Origin of the sequence: Klebsiella sp. CB_Kp196 (assembly GCF_040061575.1) — a bacterium.
In the GTDB taxonomy this organism is placed as follows: Bacteria; Pseudomonadota; Gammaproteobacteria; order Enterobacterales; family Enterobacteriaceae; genus Klebsiella; species Klebsiella michiganensis.
Genome location: NZ_JBEAFH010000002.1, coordinates 158,815 through 178,856, shown reverse-complemented (window position 1 = coordinate 178,856; position 20,042 = coordinate 158,815). Strand labels below are relative to the sequence as shown.

The window sequence follows — 20,042 nt, the reverse complement described above, 5'->3', positions numbered from 1 at the left end:
TGCTCCCGGGGGCGGCGCAAGCGCCTGCCCGGGCTACAGGTCCACCGCCGTCTGCGAACCCGTCGCCCGGGGAAGGGCCGCAATCAGATCTCCGGCGTATTTTTAAAGCCCATCAGCATCAGCATCGGCTCCTGCTGTGAGTCCGCCGGGTCGAAATGGTAGCGATTACCCTGGCGGTCGCCGCCGATATACCACGAGATCTCGGTTTTGCCTTCCGCCAGCGCCTTGCGCACCGCTTTATCGACATCCACCATCCGGTATTCGCGTTTGGAATTGAGGTACAGCGACGCCTCCGAGCTGTAGTTGCAGGGCGGGCGATGATTCCAGGTCACGCTGTTCGCGCTCCAGTCGTTGCTCGCCGGATAGAAAAAGATCTGATCCGCGCCGTTGGTTTCCACTTTTCCGCCGTAGATCCGCAGCTGATATTTAAACAGCGAGGCGTCCTGATCCTGCGGCAGCGGCGGGATAGGGAATTTCACCAGCGTCATGGTTTCCGGATTGTGCGTGCGCCCGCCGTTTTGCCAGTTATCGCTGACCACCAGGTTTTCCGGCGCGGGATGGGCAACCGTCGGCGCGGTGCTGTCCACCAGCGCATTCTCCTTCACCGTCGTGAAGCGATACGGCACCGCGCTGCCGCAGTCGATTCCCTTGTTCATGCAGCGCTCGGTCATATAGTGCGCCCCTTCCACCGTCCAGCCGTTCATAAAATCCGCGTGCGCCGTATAGATACTGCCCCAGCGCTCTTCGCGCTTCTCACCGTCCATGATCGGATCCAGGGAGAGCTGAATCTTCGCGGTATCCAGGGATGTAATCTGCGGCAGAACGTAGGCCACATTCATATTCACCGTCGGGATTTTCACCGGATAGTCGCTCGGACAGGCGCCGTTGACGTCGTATGCCGCGTTACTGTGTCCGTGAGCCGGTTTGAGGTTGACCCCATCCCAGCAGTTGGGGAACTGAATACCGATATTAAACTGTACCGCATCACCACCTTTACGCAGCCCACAGACTTCGCCGGCCTGGTTGCTGTAGCCTTTGCCGTTAGCGCACAAAAAGGTGATGCGCGAGCTGGGCGCCGAACCGTGGTGATCGCCCGCCAGCAGTTCGAGACCCGCCGGGAACGGGTGCAGCGGATACTGTTCCACTTTGGTGGTCTGATAGTAGGTTTTTTGATACGCCGGCGTCACCACCTGACCATCCGGCAGCTTCATCGACGGCACCCAGTAGGCGGAACCGTCGGCCTTGTTATCGCAGGTGGTTTCCGGCTGGTTGCGCAGCGTCTGATAGGTGGAAACCGCATCGGTATGGGTATTACCAAAAAAATCATGCCACATGGCCTGATTCGGTTTGCCGAACATCATGATGGCGTCATCGCCCAACGTATGGTGATAAGCGCAGACCACGTGGGCCTGCGGGCCGGCATGAGCGGAAAACGCGCCGGCAACCAGCAGCGGCGCGAGAGTTAAAGTGAACGCGTTCAATTTCATTTTGCAATCCTCCTTGTTTGAAGGAGTGCAGAGATAGCAAACGCCCGCCGATGTTACACATCATCAAACATCATTTCGTCTCATCGGCCCGCCCCATCAGGCTCGCGCATGATCCATGAGTACTGAAATGACTTCGGCGCCGGGAAATGCGTGCGCCGACGAAACGACCCCAGCCGCTGCGGCGTGCAGTAAGTGCAGCTCCCCAGCCACTCCATGTTTTCCTCCGGCACGCCCGCGCTGCGCAGCAGGAGGTGGGCAAAAGCCCGCAGATCGAACCACGCATTGTCGCCCGCGGTCGCTTTCGCCTGCTCCCCCTCCGACGCCGCCTGATGGGACAGGAAGAGCTGCTCCCGATGGCGTTTTGCCAGCTCGCCGGCGGGCATCGCCAGCAGCGCCTGGTAGAAGTCGCCGGTGACTTCATAGCAGCAGGGGTGAATATGCGGCCCGCTCACCACCACCAGATCTTGCGGGTCGACGTGATAACGCTGAAACAGCGCGAGGCTATTTTCGATAATCCCGCTGGCCGCGCCGCGCCAGCCTGCGTGCACGCTGCAGACATAGCGCCCATCACGCGACGCCATCAGCAGCGGCAGACAGTCGGCGGTCACCACGCCCATCTTTTGCCCGCTGACGGCGGTAAACATCGCATCGGCGTGGGGGCGCTCCGCCTGCGGCGCCCGATACTCATGTACGATATTGCTGTGAACCAGTTTAACCGGCGCCATTTCGCTATAGGGAAAGGCGGCGGTTTCATGAACGTCGAGAAAGGCGTAGCGGATACCGGGGATATCGCTCAGTAAGCGGGATGTAAAAGACATGATGCTCGGAAGAATCAATGGATGATGATTTAACCTATGCCAAAGTAGAGAGATGCGCAAGGCGGATTCCCGGGCTACCAGTCCGGTAGCCCGGGCAAGGCGCGGCTTTACCGCGCCGCCCCCGGGAATCAGCGAAAATGCTCAGGCCAGCGCCGTGCGCTTTTGTCGGCTCATCAGCCAGAACACCGCCGCGCCCGCCAGCAGAATGCCGGGAGCGGACGCGGCCATCACCCCGACGGTGCCGGTGCCCAGCGCCAGCATTTTGCCCGCCAGCAGCGGACCGCTCATCGCGCCGAGACGGCCAATCGCCACCGCCGTCCCTACGCCGGTGGCGCGGATTTCGGTGCGATAGAACAGCGGAGCCAGCGCGTAAAGCACGCTCTGGCCGCCGGTGGCAAACAGTCCGGCGACAAAGCCGGAGAAGAGCATTGCGGTCAGCGAGGACGCGGTCCCCAGCGCCAGCAGCGACGCCAGCATGCCGGTATAGATCAGCAGCGACATCCACAGCGGGCTGAGCTTATCCATCAGCGCCCCCAGCAGCAGCGTGCCGCAGGCGGCGCCGAACTGCAGGACAAACATCACCCCCGCCGCCTCGCTGGGGCTGAACCCCTGGCCGACTAACAGCATCGGCAGCCAGTTGATCAGCATATAGACCACCAGCAGCGTGAAAAAATAGCACAGCCACAGCAGCAGCGTGGCGGTAGCGTTGCCCGGCGCGAGGAGCGTGCGCAGCGGCACGCCCCGCGCGCTGCGCTGAAACACCGGCGATTCCGGCAGCCAGCGCAGCAGCAGCGGCACCAGCAGCAGCGGAACGATACCGCCGATCCAGAACACCGTTTGCCAGGCCGCGGCAAGGCCGAAAAAGCCCAGCGCCGCCGCCAGCGCCGCGCCGATGGGGACGCCGCAGTACATCAGGCTGACCGCCCTTCCGCGAAAGCGGGGGCCGGCGGCCTCGGAGGTTAAGGCAATCAGATTCGGCAGCGCCGCGCCCAGGCCGACGCCGGTCAGCAGCCGGGCCAGCAGCAGCGTGGGATAATTCCACGCCAGCGCGGTAGCGATTGAGAACAGGCCAAAGAGCAGCACCGAGCCCAGCAGAATTCGCTTGCGGCCATAGCGATCCGCCAGCATGCCGCCCACCAGCGCGCCGGGCAGCAGGCCGAGGATCCCGGCGCTGAAAATCCAGCCCATCTGCATTTTATCCAGCGCGAACGCCTGCGCCATGCCTACGGCGGCGATGCCTGCCGCCTGCAGATCCAGCCCTTCCATCAGGGCCACCATAAAACAGAGCCCGACGGTTAACATCAGGCGCGAATTGCTTGCAGTCGTTGTTTGGGTCATAGGGTACCTTTGCGATATCCGGACAAGCGGAGCAGGTGAATGGCGGCTGATACGTTGCCAGCCGCGCGTTGCTTTTATTTGCTGCGGTTAAGCAGATCCAGCGCGACGTCGACGATCATATCCTCCTGACCGCCCACCATCCGCCGCTTGCCGAGCTCGACGAGGATATCCACCGCGCTCAGGCCGTAGCGCCCGGCGGCCGCTTCGCTGTGGCGCAGAAAGCTGGAGTAAACCCCGGCATAGCCCAGCGCCAGCGTTTCGCGGTCAACCCGCACCGGGCGATCCTGCAGCGGGCGCACCAGCTCATCGGCGGCGTTCATCAGAGCATACAGATCGGTACCGTGATTCCAGCCGAGCTTATCGGCGGCGGCGATAAACACCTCCAGCGGCGCGTTGCCCGCCCCGGCCCCCATCCCCGCCAGGCTGGCATCGATACGGTCGCAGCCCTCTTCCACCGCGGCGATGGAGTTGGCCACGCCGAGACTGAGGTTATGGTGCGCGTGCATCCCGGTGGCGGTTTCCGGCTTCAGCACCGCCTTGAGGGCGCGGAAGCGATCGCGAATATCGTTCATGTTCATCGCCCCGCCGGAATCCACCACGTAAATACAGGTGGCGCCGTAGGATTCCATCTTCAGCGCCTGCTGCGCCAGCTGTTCCGGGGAGGTCATATGGCTCATCATCAGGAAGCCGACGGTGTCCATGCCCAGCTCGCGGGCGAAGGCGATATGCTGCGCGGAAACATCCGCCTCGGTGCAGTGGGTCGCCACGCGCACCACCCGCGCCCCGGCCTGATACGCGTTTTTCAGGTCGTGCAGAGTGCCAATGCCGGGTAGCAATAAAGTGGCGATCTTCGCCTGGCTGACCGACTCCGCCGCCGCCTCAATCCACTGCAGGTCGCTGTACGCGCCGAAGCCGTAGTTAAAGCTGGAACCCTGCAGACCGTCGCCGTGGGCCACCTCTATCGAATCGACGCCCGCGCAATCCAGCGCCCGGGCAATCTGGCGCACATTGTCGAGCGAGTATTGATGACGAATCGCGTGCATCCCGTCGCGCAGGGTCACGTCTGAGATATAGAGTTTTTTGCCGTTCATGCTGCTTCTCCCGCCGCGTCGTTCATCGCCTGGGCCATTTTTTCCGCCGTCGCCAGCGCCGCCGACGTCATAATATCGAGGTTACCCGCGTAGGCTGGCAGATAGTGCGCCGCCCCTTCGACCTCGAGATAAACCGCCGTTTTCAGGCCGGAGAAGCGGCCGACGCCCGGCAGGTTTACCGGTTTATCTTCCGGGATGACCTCAAACTGCACCTGCTGCTTCAGGCGATATCCCGGCACGTAGGCCTGCACCGCCGCCGCCATCTCGGCGATCGACGCGGCAATCGCCTGCTGCGATGCCGCTTCGCTCAGGACATAAACGGTGTCGCGCATCATCAGCGGCGGCTCCGCCGGATTCAGCACGATAATCGCTTTGCCTTTCGCCGCGCCGCCCACTTTCTCAATGGCCTGCGAGGTGGTTTCGGTAAATTCATCAATGTTGGCGCGCGTCCCCGGCCCGGCGGATTTGCTGGCAATTGAGGCGACGATCTCCGCATAGTGCACTTTTGCCACCCGAGAGACTGCCGCCACCATCGGGATGGTGGCCTGGCCGCCGCAGGTCACCATATTGACGTTGCCTTCGGCCAGATTGGCCTCGAGATTGACCACCGGCACGCAGTACGGGCCGATGGCCGCCGGGGTCAGGTCGATCACCCGGATCCCCGGCCTGGCTTCCCGCAGCGCGGCGTCGTTTTTCACGTGCGCTCCGGCGCTGGTGGCGTCAAAAACCACATCGATATCGGCGAATTCCGCCATCTGCATCAGGCCGCCAACGCCCTCGTGCGTGGTGGCGACGCCCATGCGCCGGGCGCGGGCCAGGCCGTCGGACTCAGGGTCGATGCCGACCATTACCGCCATCTCCAGGTGCTGCCCGTGGCGCAGAATTTTGATCATTAAATCGGTGCCGATATTGCCGGAGCCGATAATGGCGACTTTACGTTTACTCATCACTCTCTTCCTCTTTGGCGACAAAGGTCGCCGCCACTGAACCTAAACCGTCGATATGGGCGGCAAAACGATCGCCGGCGGTAATCGCCACCATCGGGCCTAACGCCCCGGTCAGCACGATATCCCCCGCCCGCAGCGGCTCGCCGAGGCTGGCCATTTTGCGCGCCAGCCACACCGCCGCGTTCAGCGGATGGCCAAGACATTCGCTGCCGCGCCCGCTGGAGACCTCTTCCTCGTTACGGGTCATGCGCATCGCGCAGTTTTTCAGATCCAGCCCATCCGGGCGCCGCGCCGGGCTACCCAGCACGTAAACGCCGCAGGAGGCGTTATCGGCGACCGTATCGACAAAGCCAATCGACCAGTCGCGAATACGGCTGCCGACCACCTCCAGCGCGGGAAGCACCCAGTCGATGGCGGCGTACAGTTCATCAAAGGTGGTATCGGCATGCGGCAGATCGCGTTTCAGCACCAGGGCGATTTCGGCCTCCACTTTCGGCTGCAGCACCCGGGAGAACGGCACGTCGGCGTTATCGCCGTAGCACATGTCGGCAAAAAGGGTGCCGAAGTCCGGCTGGTCAACGCCCAGCTGCTGCTGCACTTTAGGATGGGTCAGTCCCACCTTGCGTCCCGCCACCCGGCGGCCGTTCGCCACGTGGTGCTGCACGTTCATCCGCTGGATGGCGTAGGCCGCTTCCGCGTTGTCAACGCCGAGCGCATCGCGCAGCGGTTCAATCGCCTGGCCGCGGCTTTCCGCCTCACGCAGACGCTGCGCCAGTTGTTCAAGAGATAAGGTTGTCATCAGCACTCCTCAGGTACGCGCCAGAAAATCGAGCACCAGCTGGTTAAAGCTCTCCGCGTGCTCCCACTGCGCCCAGTGACCGCAGTCGCGATAGATATGCAGTTCGGAACCGTTAATACCCGCCAGCAGGCGCAGCCCGGCGTCCATCGGGACAAAGCGATCGTTACGCCCCCAGACGATCAGGGTCTGCGCGCGGATTTCGCCGAGACGCGGGCTAAAATCCGGGAACTGCTTCGGGTTGGCTTCCAGGCTTTGGACGAAATTATCCAGATGCTCCCGGCGCGACAGCATATTAGTGAGGCGCGCTTCAAACAGCGCGTCGGTCAAATCGCGGGTATCGAAGACAAAGATGTTCATCATCTTTTTCAGGTTTTCGATGGTCGGCTCACGGTACAGGCCGTTCAGCAGCTTGATGCCTTCCGTCGGCATCGGCGTAAACAGGCTCATGCCGCCGGTTCCGCCGCCCATCAGCACCAGTTTGCCGACGCGCTCCGGCCAGCTGAGGGTAAAGGCCACCGCGCTGTGTCCGCCCATCGAATTGCCCAGCAGATGCACTTTGCTGATATCCAGCTGGTCAATCACGCTTTTCAGCACCCTGGCGTTCAGGTCGGAACGGGAGCCGCGGTTGACGATAGAATCGCTTTTTCCCCAGCCGGGGCAGTCCAGCAGAATGACCCGGTAGCCCGCCTCGACCAGCGGGTCGATATTGCGGCTAAAGTTGGCCCAGCCGGTAGCCCCGGGGCCAGAGCCGTGCAGCAGGACCACGGTTTCGTCGCCCTCGCCGCAGTCATTAAAATGGATGCGTAATGTTTCTCCGCCCTCTTCCACGTTGAGGAAACGGCTGGTGGCGGCTTCGGTTTGCGGTTGGTAGCTCATCATATTCTCCCGTTAATTCAGTTCTGCGCGGCGGCGCTCAGCGAGCCAAATCCGGCAATCCACTCGGGGATTGGTCGGTAATAGCGGCCTTCGCAGCGCCAGCGGCCAAATGCGGATAGCGCGGCAAAGGCGGCCACCCAGGTTTTAATTTCGTGCGTCGATTTCCCGGCCATTGCCGACAGCTCTTCGTTACTGACGGCATCCAGCTCCGCCAGCCGCCCCTGCTCCAGAAGGCTCATAAAGCGGGTATCCCAGACGGGGTTGAGCGGATAGAGCGAGTTCTGGTCCTCGATAAACTGCTTCGCCGCGCTAATGACCCGCTGCTGGCGCAGTTCACGCTCGTCCGGCGGCAGCTGCCTGCCGCTGCCCAGCAGCCGGTCGCGCATATGGGCATCGGCCTTCGCCAGCTCCGGTACCGGCGGCTGATGCGACAGGCCGCCGGAGCCAAGGATTAATACCCGTTTATTGAGGGTGGTCAGGAAGCGGCCAATGGCTTCGCCCAGCATGCGGGTGCGCTGAAAGCCCGGCAGCGGCGACGCCACGCCGTTGATAAACACCGGCAGAACCGGCAGGGTATCCAGCCCGCCGAGCAGGAACTCCAGCGGTTGCGCAAAGCCGTGATCCACCTGCATGCAGTAGGAGACCGCCAGATCGATGCCCTCTTTCATCACCGCGTGGGCGCAGGCCTCCGCCAGCGCCGTCGGCACCGGCAGAACGCCGCTGGCGCTGCTGAAGTCGCCGATAGCGGTCGCCCCGATGCCTAAACAGAACGGCGGCATCACATCGTAGAAAAAGCCGTTGTAGTGATCGGGAGCAAACAGCACCACCAGCTCCGGGTCGAAGGCGGCAATGCGCGCCCGCGCGTCGGCGATGGTGCCGTTCACTTCGTCCAGCACCGCCTGTTCCGGGTCAACGTAGCCCACCAGCGGGGTATGGGAGAGGCAATGAAGATATGCGTTCATATCAGGCCACCTGTTCAATCGTTGTTGCCGCCTGCGCGGAAGCCAGCTGCATCTTGCTCGCCAGCGCATCGAGCTTTTTGCTCAGGGTTTGCGGGATGGCCACGGTGGCGACGAAGCGGTCCGGACGCACCACGGCAATTGCGGTATCGTGCTGCGCGAACCAGCTTTTCAGGCGGTTTTGCGTATCGCCGACGCGGATAACGCCGGGCACGTTGTCCTGATCGCAATGAATCTGCACCTCCGGCACCACCTGGATAAAGCGCACCCCGACCGCGCGCCAGCGGGCAATTTGCTCATCGTTGAGCCCCCACTGCGGATTACAGCCCCAGGCGATAATGGCGAATCTGGCGCCAATCACCTCATCGAGCAGCGTCACCTGCCCGTTTTCCAGCGTCACCTTCGGCTGGATAAACATTTTGCCGACCGGGGACGTTTTGCTTTCGCCTTCCGCCAGCAGCGCGCCGTCGCGATACTGCGGCATCGGCTTGAAACGCATTTCAAGGAAGTAGCGTTTAACCGGCGGCAGATAGTTGAGCAGCCACGAAACGCCGTCGCGCACCGCGCCGTGCCAGCGTTTCGGCGGCGCCAGGACGTTGCCGGCGGTGACCGACAGGTCGATCATCGCTTTGGCGTGATCGCGCCGCTCCTGCTGGTAGCTGTCCAGCAGCGCCTCTCCGGCTTTGCCGTTCACCACCAGCGCCAGCTTCCAGGCCAGGTTAAAGGCGTCGCGCATACCGCTGTTGTAGCCCTGCCCCTGCCACACCGGCATGATGTGCGCCGCGTCGCCCGCCAGCAGTACGCGATCGACGCGAAAGCGTTCGGCGATGCGCGCGTTGTGGGTGTAGACGCGCTGGCGAATCAGCTCGACGTTATCCGGGTCCGGCAGCACCTTGCTCAATAGCTGGCGCATCTTGCGCGGCTCGCTGAGCTGGGCTTCGGTTTCTCCGGGCATGACCATAAATTCGAAACGCCGTACCCCGTGCGGCAGCGCGGCGGAGACGTACGGGCGCACCGGGTCGCAGCACAGGTAGACGTGCGGCGTCGCCAGCGGATCGTTGGCGATATCAATAACAATCCATTGATTCGGCGCGGTTTTGCCTTCGAAGGGAATATTCAGCGCGCGACGAATGAAGCTGGCTCCGCCGTCGCAGGCCACCAGCCAGTCGGCGCGCACGGTTTCCCGCTCGCCGTCGCTGCCTTTGACGTTCAGGGTGACACCGTCACTATTCTGGCTAAAGGCCTCTACTTCGCGGGAAAACAGGCAGCGCACGTGGGGGAAACGGCTGAGGCCGTCGTACAGCACCGCGTCCACCTGCGGCTGAATAAACGCATTGCGGCGCGACCAGCCAAACTCGTCGGTCATCGGCTGAATATCGGCAAAGCAGCGCCCTTTCGGGGTGAGAAAGCGCATCGCGTGCCACGGCGTAGTATGCGGCAGCACGTTGTCGACCAGCCCCACCGCCTGCATCGCCCGCAGCGCCTCATCGTCGATACCGATGGCGCGGGGATAATCGATCAGCGACTCGAGCTTCTCAATCAGCACGACGCTGACGCCCATCTGCCCGAGGTAGTTGGCGATGGTCAGGCCAACCGGACCGGCGCCGGCAATAGCGACCTGCGCGCTGTGCTGTACCGCGGGTTGGATATCAGGATTGGATGTTGTCATTTTCAAAACCTCACGCTTCGGACAAATTGCCGTCACCGCACAACCTTCAGCAGGGCAATTTGTTAATTAAATGTGAATTTATTTTTATTGTGAGGTCAGTATAGGGTCGGTAATTTGCGCTACAATCAAAACATTACCGGATGTGCACCAGGTGCACATGATTGTTTATAATGATTTTTATTGAGGACGCATGAACGAAAACGCTTCGGCAGATTACAAAACGGTGCGCGGATTGAGCCGCGGATTATTGTTATTAAATTTGTTAAATAAATTCGACGGAGGCGCGACGGTCGGCACCCTGGCCGAGTTTAGCGGCCTGCATCGCACGACCGTCAGGCGGCTGCTGGAAACGCTACAGGACGAGGGTTACGTGCGCCGCAGCCGCTCCGATGACAGCTTTCGCCTGACGATTAAAGTGCGTCAGTTAAGTGAGGGATTTCGTGACGAACATTGGATTTCTGCCCTCGCCACGCCGCTGCTTGGCGAACTGCTGCGCGAGGTTTTATGGCCGACCGACATCACCACCCTGGACGTCGATGCGATGGTGGTGCGCGAAACCACCCACCGCTTCAGCCGCCTCTCCTTCCACCGGGCGATGGTCGGCCGCCGCCTGCCGCTGCTGCTGACCGCTTCGGGATTAACCTGGCTGGCCTTCGCGCCGGAACACGAACGAAGCCCGATTGTTGAGATGCTGGCTGCCCGACAGGAAGCGGAGTATCAGCTGGCGCGCGAGCCGGAAAAACTGGCCGCCATCCTCGCACGCACCCGGCAAAACGGCTACGGCGAAAACTTTCGCGGCTGGCAGCAGGAGGAGAAAATCGCTTCCATTGCCGTCCCCATTCGCCGCCAGCAGCGGGTTATCGGCTGCCTGAACCTGGTCTATATGGCTAAAGCCATGACCATTGACCAGGCGGCGCAAAAGTACCTCGCCCCGCTGCAGAAGGTCGCTACCCGCATAGAAGAACGGATGTCCGATGAAGAGGTGTTTTACCAATAACCTTGTCCATAGGGGGTAAATAGCCCGCCAGCCATTGCGCCCGGCTTCGTTATATATTTTAATATACAACGATTCTTCCTTTGACGCTGAGCCCATCATGTCCAGACATCCGCGCGTTTTCTTTGCTATGGCGCTGTTAAGCGCCAGCCTGTTCACCGGTCAGGCCTTTGCCGACCGCACCCTCACCGACCAGTTGGGTCGTGAAGTCACCCTCCCCGACCACGTCACCCGCGCCGTGGTGCTCCAGCATCAGACCTTAAACCTGCTGGTGCAGCTTAACGCCGCTGACGACGTCGTCGGCGTCATGAGCAGCTGGAAAAAGCAGCTTGGCCCGCAGTTTGCGCGCTTTATGCCGGCTATTGAGACACTACCGATGCCGGGCGATCTGACGCAGGTCAATATCGAGAGCCTGCTGGCGCTGCATCCCCAGGTGGTGTTCGTTGCCAACTACGCGCCGCCGGCGATGATCCAGCAGATCCAGGGCGCCGGGATCCCGGCGGTGGCGGTCTCTCTGCGCCAGGATGCCGCGGGTGAGAAAAACAAAATGAACCCGACGATGGCCGATGAAGAGCAGGCCTATAACGAGGGGCTGAAACAGGGGATCCGCCTGATTGGCGAAGTGGTCGGGCGTCAGGCTCAGGCCGAAGCGCTGATTCAATACACCTTCAGCGCGCGCAGGCTGGCTAACGCGCCGGTTGCCGATATTCCGCAAAACGAGCGGGTGCGGGTATATATGGCCAATCCGGACCTCAACACCTACGGCTCGGGCAAATATACCGGCCTGATGATGAAGCACGCCGGGGCGCTGAACGTTGCCGCCGCCAGCGTAAAGGGCGCGCGCCAGGTCTCGCTGGAGCAGGTGCTGCAGTGGGATCCGCAGGTGATTTTCGTGCAGGACCGCTACCCGGAGGTGGTCAAACAGATACAAAACGACCCGCAGTGGCAGAGCATTGACGCGGTCAAAAATCACCGCGTGTGGCTGATGCCGGAATACGCCAAGGCCTGGGGCTACCCGATGCCGGAGGCGCTGGCGATCGGCGAGCTGTGGATGGCGAAAAAACTCTACCCCTCACGCTACAACAGCGTCGATGTCGAGGCGAAGGCGCGGGAGTACTATCAGCGTTTCTACCGCGTGAAGTGGACGCCGGATGCGTAGTCATCGTCATCCGGCCCTGCTGCAATGTACCCTCGGGCTGGTGACGATCGTGATTGCAATCGCTTCACTCTGCCTCGGGCAGTATCCGTTAAGCCTGGCGGAAGTTTTTCGCCAGCTGGCGCATCTTTCTCCCCTCGACGGCGTCGCCGGCCAGGTGGTGTGGTCGGTGCGGCTGCCGAGGATCGTGATGGCGCTGCTGGCCGGCGGCGCGCTGGGGCTGTGCGGGGCCACCTTACAGGGCGTGTTCCAGAATCCGCTGGTGGACCCGCATATCATCGGCGTCACCTCCGGCTCCGCCTTCGGCGGGACGCTGGCGATTCTGCTGGGGCTGAACGCCGCGCTGATGATGGCCTCGACCTTTCTCTTCGGCCTTGCCGCGCTGATGCTGGTCTATCTGATAGCCGCGCTGCAGGGGCGCGAAAGCACCCTGGTGCTGATCCTCTCAGGCATTATCCTCAGCGGCTTTTTTGCCGCCCTGGTGAGCCTGATGCAGTACCTGGCCGATAGCGAAGAGACGCTGCCGAATATTGTTTTCTGGCTGCTCGGCAGCTTCGCCACCGCCAGCTGGCACAAAGTCCTGCTGATGGCGCTACCGGTAGCCTGCGCCGCGATGGTGCTGTTTAAGCTCCGCTGGCGGATTAACCTGCTGGCGCTGGAGGAGAAAGATGCCCGCGGTCTCGGGGTTGCGGTGACCGGGCTGCGTCGCGGGGTACTGGTGTGCTGCGCGGTGCTGGTCGCCGCTCAGGTGGCGGTCAGCGGCAGCATCGCGTGGGTCGGGCTGGTGATCCCGCATCTGGCGCGGCTGCTGGCCGGCGCCGACCACCGGCGTCTTCTCCCTACCGCCTTCTGGCTCGGCGGCGGTTTTATGATCGTCGTCGATGACCTCGCCCGCACGCTGATCCAGGCCGAAATCCCCATTGGAATCATCACCGCGCTTCTTGGCGCGCCGCTGTTCACCTGGCTGCTGGTGCAGTCGCGACGCACAGGCGTGCGCTGATGACCCTTTCCCTACAGTTAAGCAACCTGCTCTACGGCCATAGCCGACCGCTGTTCGCCCCGCTGAACCTGCAGTGCCGTTCCGGCGATATCTGGGCGGTGCTCGGCGCTAACGGCCGCGGCAAAAGCACTCTGCTCGATACCCTGACCGGGGTACTGACGCCGCTCGGCGGTGGGTTTACCTGCGCGGGCGGTCTCGCCATCGTGCCGCAGCATTTTCGCCCGGCTTTTGGCTGGCAGGTGCGCGACGTGGTGCTGATGGGACGGGCGCGCCACGTTAATCTGTTCGCTCAGCCAACAGCGGAAGACGAACGTGAGGTGCAGAAGGCGCTGGCGCAGCTGGGGATCGCGGTGCTGGCCGACAAGGCGTTTTGCGCGCTGTCCGGCGGCCAGCAGCAGCTGGTGCTTATCGCCAGGGCGCTGGTGGGCGCCAGCCAGAATATCCTGCTGGATGAACCCTGCTCGGCGCTGGATCTGGCCAACCAGCAGCTGGTGCTGCAGCTCATCAGCGACCTGGCCCATCGCCAGAAGCGGACGGTGCTGTTTACCACGCACGATCCGACCCACGCCCTGCAGGTGGCGAACCAGACCTTGCTGCTGCTGCCCGACGGTGAATGGCTGGCGGGAGAATCAGCCGCCGTGCTGACGGAAGCGAATCTTCAGCGCGCGTATGGTTTAGCGGTACGCAAAGTCCATCCCCCCGGGTCGGCGCTGCCGCTGCTGGCTCCGCAGTTTACGATTCGTCGTTGATAGGCAAAAAACCGGCGTCTTTCAGTAAGCGCTGCCCCTCCGCGCCGAGGATAAAGCGGCACAGCCGCTGCGCCCCGGCGCTCTGTTCAATCTGCGCCAGCAGGTAGTCGCAGCGAACATTCCACGCCGGCGGAATAAGCTGCGTGCGCAGATCGCTGCACGCCGCCATCTTCGCGGCATAGTGAGCATAGCCGATAAACAGGTCGGTTAAGTTTTCACGGATCAGCCACGCCCCGGCGATTTCTCCCGCCGGCACCGGCAGCGAGGCGCGGCCGCCTACCCGCGGCCGCGCGCGCGCCATGATGGCGGCACCGACGCCGGGACAGCGCTCTTCAATGTGGGAGAAAAGCTGCCAGGTGTAGTCGCCTGAAGGGTCGCAGCCCGGCGTTGAGGTTGCCAGGCGTAAGTCCGGGTCGCTGAGCAGCGCCAGCCACTCCCGCGTCTCGGTTGTTGCGCCGCGGCGGGCGGTCAGCATCAGCTGATTCCGGGCGAACAGATAGCACGCCCCGGCCAGCCCGGCCTGACGCAGCGCCTGCGGATGTTGGCTATTGGCCGAGGCGAACACCGAGCACGGCTCTCCGCCCTCAATGCGCTCGCGCAGCAGCCCTGCCGGACCAAAATGGACCTCGACCGGGATGCCGGTCTGTTGCTGAAAGCGCGCCAGCAGCGGAATGAAAGCGCTTTTCAGGCTTCCCGCCGCCAGCAGCGTTAGGGAGGGAGTCATAAGAACCATCGCTATATAGTCATAAATACAGCGCTATAATAACGCAGGTTCAGGTCATTTCAGTAGCGAATTTCCGCCAGTTCGCGCAGCTGTTCCGGCGTTGCCACCGGCAGGTTAAAGAACCGCAGATAGGCCGGGATCATTTCAAACAGCATGTCGGTGCCGCGCTGAATGGGGCAGCCCGCCGCCTGCGCCGCCTGCAGTAGCGGAGTGAACTCCTGGGCCATAACCACTTCACCGACAAAGGTGCCCGGCGTCAGGCGCTGCGGGTCCAGCGGCAGCGGATCGCCCTCTTTCATCCCCAGCGGCGTGGCGTTAACCACCAGATCGTGCCCCTGCGGATCGCGCTGCATCAGCGTAATGTCCAGCCGAGGATAGTGCTCAAGCAGACGCCCGGCCAGCGCTTCCGCCGTCTGCGAACAGATATCGTACAGCGTCAGGGCGCTGACGCCCGCCGCCGCCAGCGATGCGGCAATGGCCGAGCCGACGCCGCCGCTGCCCACCACCAGCGCCCGCGCCCCTCGCGTCTGGAAACCTTTACGCGTGATACCGAGGACAAAGCCTTCGCCATCAAACATATCGCCGCTCAGCGTGCCGTCGGCTTCGGGACGGATCGCGTTACAGGCGCCCGCTATCGCCGCCGTTGGGCTAAGATGCTGCACCAGCCCGCAGGTGGCGATTTTGTGCGGCATGGTGACCAGCGCGCCAATAATATTGGTCATCTTAAACAGCATCGGCACAAAGGCGGCGTAATCCTCAGGCTTGACGCCCATCGGCACCACTTTGGCGTCAACCTGCTGATGAACCAACCACGGGTTGTAAATCATCGGCGCTTTAAACTTCGCGGTCGGATAGCCAAGATGCGCTATCAGCCGCGTATTTCCACTAATCACCATTCCCTGCTCCTTTAACAACGACTGCATCACGTTACTGCGAAAGTTCGATACGCTTGACATCGCCCAGGATAAAGACATAAGCCGCCACGCCCAGCAGCGCTGCGCCGCCGATATAAATCAGCGCGTAAAAGAAGTTGCCGGAGGCGGCAACAATGAAACCGATAATCAGCGGCGTCAGGATCCCGGCGAGGTTAGCGCAGAAGTTAAACAGGCCGCCGGTCAGACCGCCAAGGCCTTTCGGCGCGATGTCGGAGATCAACGTCCAGCCCAGCCCGACCATCCCCTGACCAAAAAAGGCGAACGACATCACCAGAATTACCGCCAGATCGCTGGTCAGCCAGTTGGCGGAGATAATGGTGCTCGCCATCAGCAGACCGGCAATGATCGGTAGCTTACGCCCGAGGTTCGCCGAGCCGGTGGCCTTCAGCAGCTTATCGGAGACCCAGCCGCCGAACATCACGCCGCCCGCCGCCGCCAGAAACGGCATGATGGCGAAGAAGCCGACCTTAATCCACGGCATATGGCGCTCGGTGGCCAGATAGGTTGGAAACCAGGTCAGGAAGAAGACCAGCACCGTATTACCGGCAAACTGCCCGATGCTGGCGCCGAGAATCTGCCGTTTCGCCAGCAGCTGGCGGATCAGCGGCCAGCTAAAGGCGGTATGCTGCTCTGCGCCGGTGGACATTCCGCCGCCGTTGACGATGTGCTCGCGCTCCAGCTGATTGAGGTGTTTATCCTCATGCGGCTCGCGATAGCAGCGCCACCACACCAGCGCGAACATCACGCCGGCGGCGCCGACGCTAATAAACAGCGCGCGCCAGCCAAAGCTGCCCATTATCCAGAACAGCAGCGGCGCAAAACAGGCCAGCCCGAGATATTCGCCGACGGTATAGACCGCCGTCGCCTTGGCGCGCTCCTGCTGCGGGAACCAGGCGCTCACCACCCGGCTGTTCACCGGGAAACAGGGGGCTTCGCTGACGCCGAGGCCAAAACGGCACAGCAGCAGGGTTTTCAGGCCGACCGCCAGGCCGTGGAACATGGTGAATAGCGACCACAGGGTCAGCGCCAGAAAATAGGTGACTTTATTACCGAAGCGGTCAAGAAAGATGCCGCCGGGGATCTGCGCCAGCGCGTAGGTCCAGGCAAAGGCGGAGAATACGATGCCCATCATCGCGGCATCAATACCCAGCTCTGCGGTCAGCTGCGGCGCGGCAATCCCCAGTACCGTGCGGTCGAGATAGTTGATCATGGTGCCGACCGCCAGCAGCGCAAGGATACCGATACGCCGCCGGGAAGGCCGCGCGCCGGACGCGGCGGCCGCCGTCGTGTGATTATGGCTATAAGAGTTCATAGTCGTTTCCTGTCATAGGGTACAGCCGGATGTTGTTATTGTGTTTGCGACGTTGGGTTGTGAACCATTTGCTACATTACTAGGTGTACTGCATTGCTGACAAGCGTACAGCTGCATTTACAGCACCATAAAGTGCGTAACCGTTGCGCCGCTCGGTCAGTTCAAAGAAAAAGCGTCCGGCAGAAAACGGGCGGGTATATAGGTGCAGGAATTCACCGCCGCTTCCGTCACGATCGTAAAGAATTTGATGATTCTTCAGCAGGTTGACCTGAACATCCTCGCCAAAACGGGCCAACAGATCTTCATAGTAGTTCGCCGGGATCGGCAGCGCGTTGACCGCAACCGGAGCCAGGCTGGCGAGCGTGGAGGGTAAATCGTGGCAGGCAAACGCCGCGTGCTGTAAACCTGCTCCCTGATAACAGGCTACCGAACGGGCAATTTGCGTGGCGCGGCTTTGCGAAATATTGAGCGCGAGACGAATGTCGCCCTGCGGACTGCGCACCGCCAGGCTACGCACCAGCCCGTAAGGATCGGGCAGGGTCTGCTCATGTTCGAGCGTAAAGCCGAATACGGTGCGGAAAAAGATGATCCAGTTATCGCGGCTGTCCGCTTCCATGCCGAGTGCCAGGTGATCGATACCCCGATAATCGTCGCGCGGCGTGACGTCCGTGCGCAGATGAAAATCGCGGGTGTAGATATCGTCCCCCATCTCAATCAGATAAATAAGGCTGCCGTCCGGGGCGCAAACCGCCGGGATGGGGCTTTCGTTCGGCCCGGCATCGCCCTGCCAGGTGGCGTAGCCTAAGGCGCGGGCGCGTTCCACGATCGCCGCGCTCTGGCTGACGCGCAGCGCCATGGCGCAGAGGGAAACCCCGTGGCGCTGGTGAAAATGATCGGCCCAGCTATGCGGCTGGGCGTTAACCACCACCCTCGCCCCGCCGTTGCGCCAGAGGGCGACGCGTTTTGAGCGATGCGTCCCCTCTTCGGCAAAGCCGAGCTGCGTCAGCCTGTGTCCGAGTTCGCCCGCCTGCGCCGGCGTGGCGGCAAACTCGATAAACTCCAGCCCGGCGTAGAGGGGCAGTTCAGCGGAGGAAAACAGCGGCGCCCGGCTTTCCGGCAGCCGCTGACGGACCTGCTCTTCCAGCCACAGCAGCGAGCGATAGCCATCTTTCGCCGTCGCGCCGTTGGGCGATGCGCGGAAGCTGTCGTTAAAGATCTCCAGCGACCAGGGGCCGCAGTAGCCGCGGCGGGTAAGATCGCAGGCAAACTCCACCAGCGGCAGCTGCCCCTGGCCGGGAAAACAGCGGAAGTGGCGGCTCCATTCGAGAATATCCATTTTCATCAGCGGCGCGTCGGCCATCTGTACAAAGGTGATTTTTTCCAGCGGCACGTCCGCCAGCTGCGCCAGCGTATCGCCGCGCGCCAGCACGTGGAAACTGTCGAGCACGATGCCCAGCGCCGGGCTATCGACGCTTTTGACCCGCGCCCACGCCTGATGCCAGCGGTTGACGTGGGTGCCCCAGGCCAGCGCCTCGTAGCCAATCGTGATGCGTTCCTGCTCCGCCAGCGCAGCAAGGGCGCGTAAGTCGGCGACCTGCAGCTCGACGTCGGCGGAACAGTCCGGCTGAACGTTGCTGCACAGCAGCAGGGTGTCGCAGCCCAGCTCGTGCATAAGCGCAAATTTGCGCCTGGCGCGTTCCATGTTGGCGGCGAACTGGGCGCGGCTGGCGCCTTCAAAATCACGAAATGGTTGAAAAAGCGTGATTTTTAGCCCTAAATCTGCCGCCAGGTGGCGGATATCGGCCGGCGTACCGGTATAATAGAGCAGATCGTTTTCGAAGATTTCGACGCCCTGATAGCCCGCCGCTGCGATGGCATGGAGCTTTTCGGGTAAGGTACCGGAGATCGAGACGGTGGCGATGGAACGCAACATAGAGTCCTCGGGTCATTAGCTGACTTAGTGACCTGAATATGTATCATTTGGTTCAAATGCGCCATGATTGGTTGCAAAATTGTGATCAATATGTGTATTTTTTGCATCTCAAGAAAAGGAGCCGTTATGTCCGTCGTTGCTCATGATGAAGCGCAGTCTCTGAAAGAGCGGATCTTCGCCGCCGCCATTACCGTTTTCGCCGAGCATGGACTGTCGGGCGCGCGGATGGAGCAAATCGCCACCGAAGCGCAGACTACCAAACGCATGGTGGTCTACTACTTCAAGACCAAAGAGCTGCTTTATCAGGCCGTGCTGCAGCACGTCTACGCGAGGATCCGCGAAACCGAGCAGCAGCTCGGGCTGGAAAACGTACCGCCGGTAGAGGCGCTGGTGCAGCTGGTGAAGTGGAGCGTGCGCTATCACGCCACGCACGCTGACTATATGCGGGTGATCTGTATGGAAAACATGCAGCGCGGGAAATGGCTGAAAAGTTCAGGTCAACTGAAACCGCTGAACCGCACCGCCCTGTCGATCCTGGAAGATATTCTTCAGCGCGGGCAGCAGCAAGGGGTGTTTCAGGCAGGGCTGGAAGCGCGCGATGTACATCGATTGATCAGCAGCTTTAGCTTCTACCAGGTATCAAACTTTTATACGTTCAGCAGCCTCTACCTGGACGATCCGATGCCGGCTATTGATGATGAAGCGATGGTCGCCCACCACTGCGATATTGCCGTCAAGGCGGTTATTCGCTTTGTGATTTCCTGAAGCGCGCGGGAAGCGCCCGGCGGCGGCTAGTTTCCGGAAAGCGCATGGACCACCTTCTCCATCGCTTCCTGCGTCAGCGCGGAACGTTTGATTTTCGGGTTCGCCAGGGCGGTACGCACCACGCCGGCGATAACGATATGCTTTGGTTCCTGACCCAGGTCGCGCATCTCCAGCACGACTTTGCCCACTACGCGGCACATTTCCTGATACAGCGCCTCATCTTTGGCTGTGTTTCCCATTCTATTTCACTCTCAATTTTTCATTATCAATCAAATCATTATTGATATATTTCCTGAGTAAATCAAACCAGCTCCGCGTTTGCGCCTCAGAGACCGCTTTTCCCTGGCAAACTTGTGAATAAACCCGCGTTTCCGCCCTCTTTATCTTGTCAGGTGATGAAAAAATGTGTTGCGCATAAGCGTAGGATTAGTTTGCATTTTGTTAAGTATATAACTATAGAAATGAAACATGGTTTTCATTTTCTTTTTTG

The 20,042-nt window shown here is 61.4% G+C and carries 19 protein-coding genes; 5 read left to right on the top strand and 14 right to left on the bottom strand.

Annotated features, from left to right (window positions below; genetic code table 11):
• Positions 1-83: 83 nt before the first annotated feature.
• From ABLU87_RS01900 to ABLU87_RS01860, 9 genes are all read right to left on the bottom strand, one after another.
• Positions 84-1,487: a DUF1996 domain-containing protein gene (locus tag ABLU87_RS01900; RefSeq protein WP_122117967.1), complete on the bottom strand. Its 1,404-nt coding sequence runs from the start codon at positions 1,485-1,487 to the stop codon at positions 84-86.
• Positions 1,488-1,567: 80 nt separating this feature from the next.
• Positions 1,568-2,305 carry a polyphenol oxidase family protein gene (locus ABLU87_RS01895; RefSeq protein WP_014229693.1) on the bottom strand — a complete coding sequence of 246 codons (738 nt, stop codon included), beginning with the start codon at positions 2,303-2,305 and terminating at the stop codon, positions 1,568-1,570.
• Positions 2,306-2,446: 141 nt separating this feature from the next.
• Entirely contained in the window at positions 2,447-3,643 is a 1,197-nt protein-coding gene (gene mhpT, locus ABLU87_RS01890; RefSeq protein ID WP_025108197.1) for a 3-(3-hydroxy-phenyl)propionate transporter MhpT, read from the bottom strand.
• A 74-nt stretch (positions 3,644-3,717) separates the two neighbouring features.
• Positions 3,718-4,734, bottom strand: a complete 1,017-nt coding sequence (gene mhpE, locus ABLU87_RS01885) for a 4-hydroxy-2-oxovalerate aldolase (protein ID WP_004851699.1) — start codon at positions 4,732-4,734, stop codon at positions 3,718-3,720.
• A complete protein-coding gene (mhpF, locus tag ABLU87_RS01880; protein ID WP_025108198.1) occupies positions 4,731-5,681 on the bottom strand; it encodes an acetaldehyde dehydrogenase in 951 nt (316 codons plus the stop codon). Before mhpF ends, mhpE begins: the two co-directional genes overlap by 4 nt.
• Entirely contained in the window at positions 5,674-6,480 is an 807-nt protein-coding gene (mhpD, locus tag ABLU87_RS01875) for a 2-keto-4-pentenoate hydratase (protein ID WP_004851704.1), read from the bottom strand. Before mhpD ends, mhpF begins: the two co-directional genes overlap by 8 nt.
• Before the next feature lie 9 nt (positions 6,481-6,489).
• Complete coding sequence (gene mhpC, locus ABLU87_RS01870; RefSeq protein ID WP_122117126.1) at positions 6,490-7,356, bottom strand: 2-hydroxy-6-oxonona-2,4-dienedioate hydrolase; 867 nt, start codon at positions 7,354-7,356, stop codon at positions 6,490-6,492.
• 17 nt (positions 7,357-7,373) lie between these two features.
• Positions 7,374-8,318, bottom strand: coding sequence for a 2,3-dihydroxyphenylpropionate/2,3-dihydroxicinnamic acid 1,2-dioxygenase (gene mhpB / locus ABLU87_RS01865; RefSeq protein WP_004851708.1), 945 nt, complete (start codon positions 8,316-8,318; stop codon positions 7,374-7,376).
• A 1-nt stretch (position 8,319) separates the two neighbouring features.
• Complete coding sequence (locus ABLU87_RS01860; RefSeq protein ID WP_102803443.1) at positions 8,320-9,984, bottom strand: bifunctional 3-(3-hydroxy-phenyl)propionate/3-hydroxycinnamic acid hydroxylase; 1,665 nt, start codon at positions 9,982-9,984, stop codon at positions 8,320-8,322.
• A 190-nt stretch (positions 9,985-10,174) separates the two neighbouring features.
• Between ABLU87_RS01860 and ABLU87_RS01855 the strand changes: the two genes are divergently transcribed.
• The 4 genes from ABLU87_RS01855 (at position 10,175) to ABLU87_RS01840 (ending at position 13,883) form a co-directional block, all read left to right on the top strand.
• Entirely contained in the window at positions 10,175-10,981 is an 807-nt protein-coding gene (locus ABLU87_RS01855) for a DNA-binding transcriptional regulator (RefSeq protein ID WP_122117127.1), read from the top strand.
• Positions 10,982-11,078: 97 nt separating this feature from the next.
• Positions 11,079-12,137, top strand: a complete 1,059-nt coding sequence (locus ABLU87_RS01850) for an ABC transporter substrate-binding protein (protein WP_064392501.1) — start codon at positions 11,079-11,081, stop codon at positions 12,135-12,137.
• The gene (locus ABLU87_RS01845) at positions 12,130-13,134 is read left to right on the top strand and encodes an iron ABC transporter permease (protein ID WP_122117128.1); all 1,005 of its coding nucleotides are present in this window, start codon (positions 12,130-12,132) and stop codon (positions 13,132-13,134) included. Before ABLU87_RS01850 ends, ABLU87_RS01845 begins: the two co-directional genes overlap by 8 nt.
• A complete protein-coding gene (locus tag ABLU87_RS01840; RefSeq protein WP_122117129.1) occupies positions 13,134-13,883 on the top strand; it encodes an ABC transporter ATP-binding protein in 750 nt (249 codons plus the stop codon). The genes ABLU87_RS01845 and ABLU87_RS01840 overlap by 1 nt, the downstream gene beginning before the upstream one ends.
• Here ABLU87_RS01840 and ABLU87_RS01835 read toward each other — a convergent pair.
• The 4 genes from ABLU87_RS01835 to ABLU87_RS01820 form a co-directional block, all read right to left on the bottom strand.
• The gene (locus tag ABLU87_RS01835) at positions 13,867-14,607 is read right to left on the bottom strand and encodes a substrate-binding domain-containing protein (RefSeq protein ID WP_348870657.1); all 741 of its coding nucleotides are present in this window, start codon (positions 14,605-14,607) and stop codon (positions 13,867-13,869) included. The two genes, ABLU87_RS01840 and ABLU87_RS01835, sit on opposite strands and share 17 nt — an antisense overlap.
• A 59-nt stretch (positions 14,608-14,666) precedes the next feature.
• Positions 14,667-15,503 (bottom strand): shikimate dehydrogenase, encoded by an 837-nt coding sequence (locus tag ABLU87_RS01830; protein WP_077254493.1) that lies wholly within the window; start codon positions 15,501-15,503, stop codon positions 14,667-14,669.
• A 31-nt stretch (positions 15,504-15,534) separates the two neighbouring features.
• Entirely contained in the window at positions 15,535-16,854 is a 1,320-nt protein-coding gene (locus tag ABLU87_RS01825) for an MFS transporter (protein ID WP_004851724.1), read from the bottom strand.
• A 79-nt stretch (positions 16,855-16,933) separates the two neighbouring features.
• The gene (locus tag ABLU87_RS01820; protein ID WP_064375351.1) at positions 16,934-18,787 is read right to left on the bottom strand and encodes a sugar phosphate isomerase/epimerase and 4-hydroxyphenylpyruvate domain-containing protein; all 1,854 of its coding nucleotides are present in this window, start codon (positions 18,785-18,787) and stop codon (positions 16,934-16,936) included.
• A 126-nt stretch (positions 18,788-18,913) separates the two neighbouring features.
• Here ABLU87_RS01820 and ABLU87_RS01815 point away from each other — a divergent pair, with 126 nt between their 5' ends.
• Positions 18,914-19,552, top strand: a complete 639-nt coding sequence (locus ABLU87_RS01815) for a TetR/AcrR family transcriptional regulator (RefSeq protein WP_014229708.1) — start codon at positions 18,914-18,916, stop codon at positions 19,550-19,552.
• Positions 19,553-19,578: 26 nt separating this feature from the next.
• On the opposite strand, the gene fumD is transcribed toward ABLU87_RS01815, so the two are convergent.
• Positions 19,579-19,791, bottom strand: a complete 213-nt coding sequence (gene fumD / locus ABLU87_RS01810; protein WP_004851729.1) for a fumarate hydratase FumD — start codon at positions 19,789-19,791, stop codon at positions 19,579-19,581.
• Between the last annotated feature and the right edge of the window lie 251 nt (positions 19,792-20,042).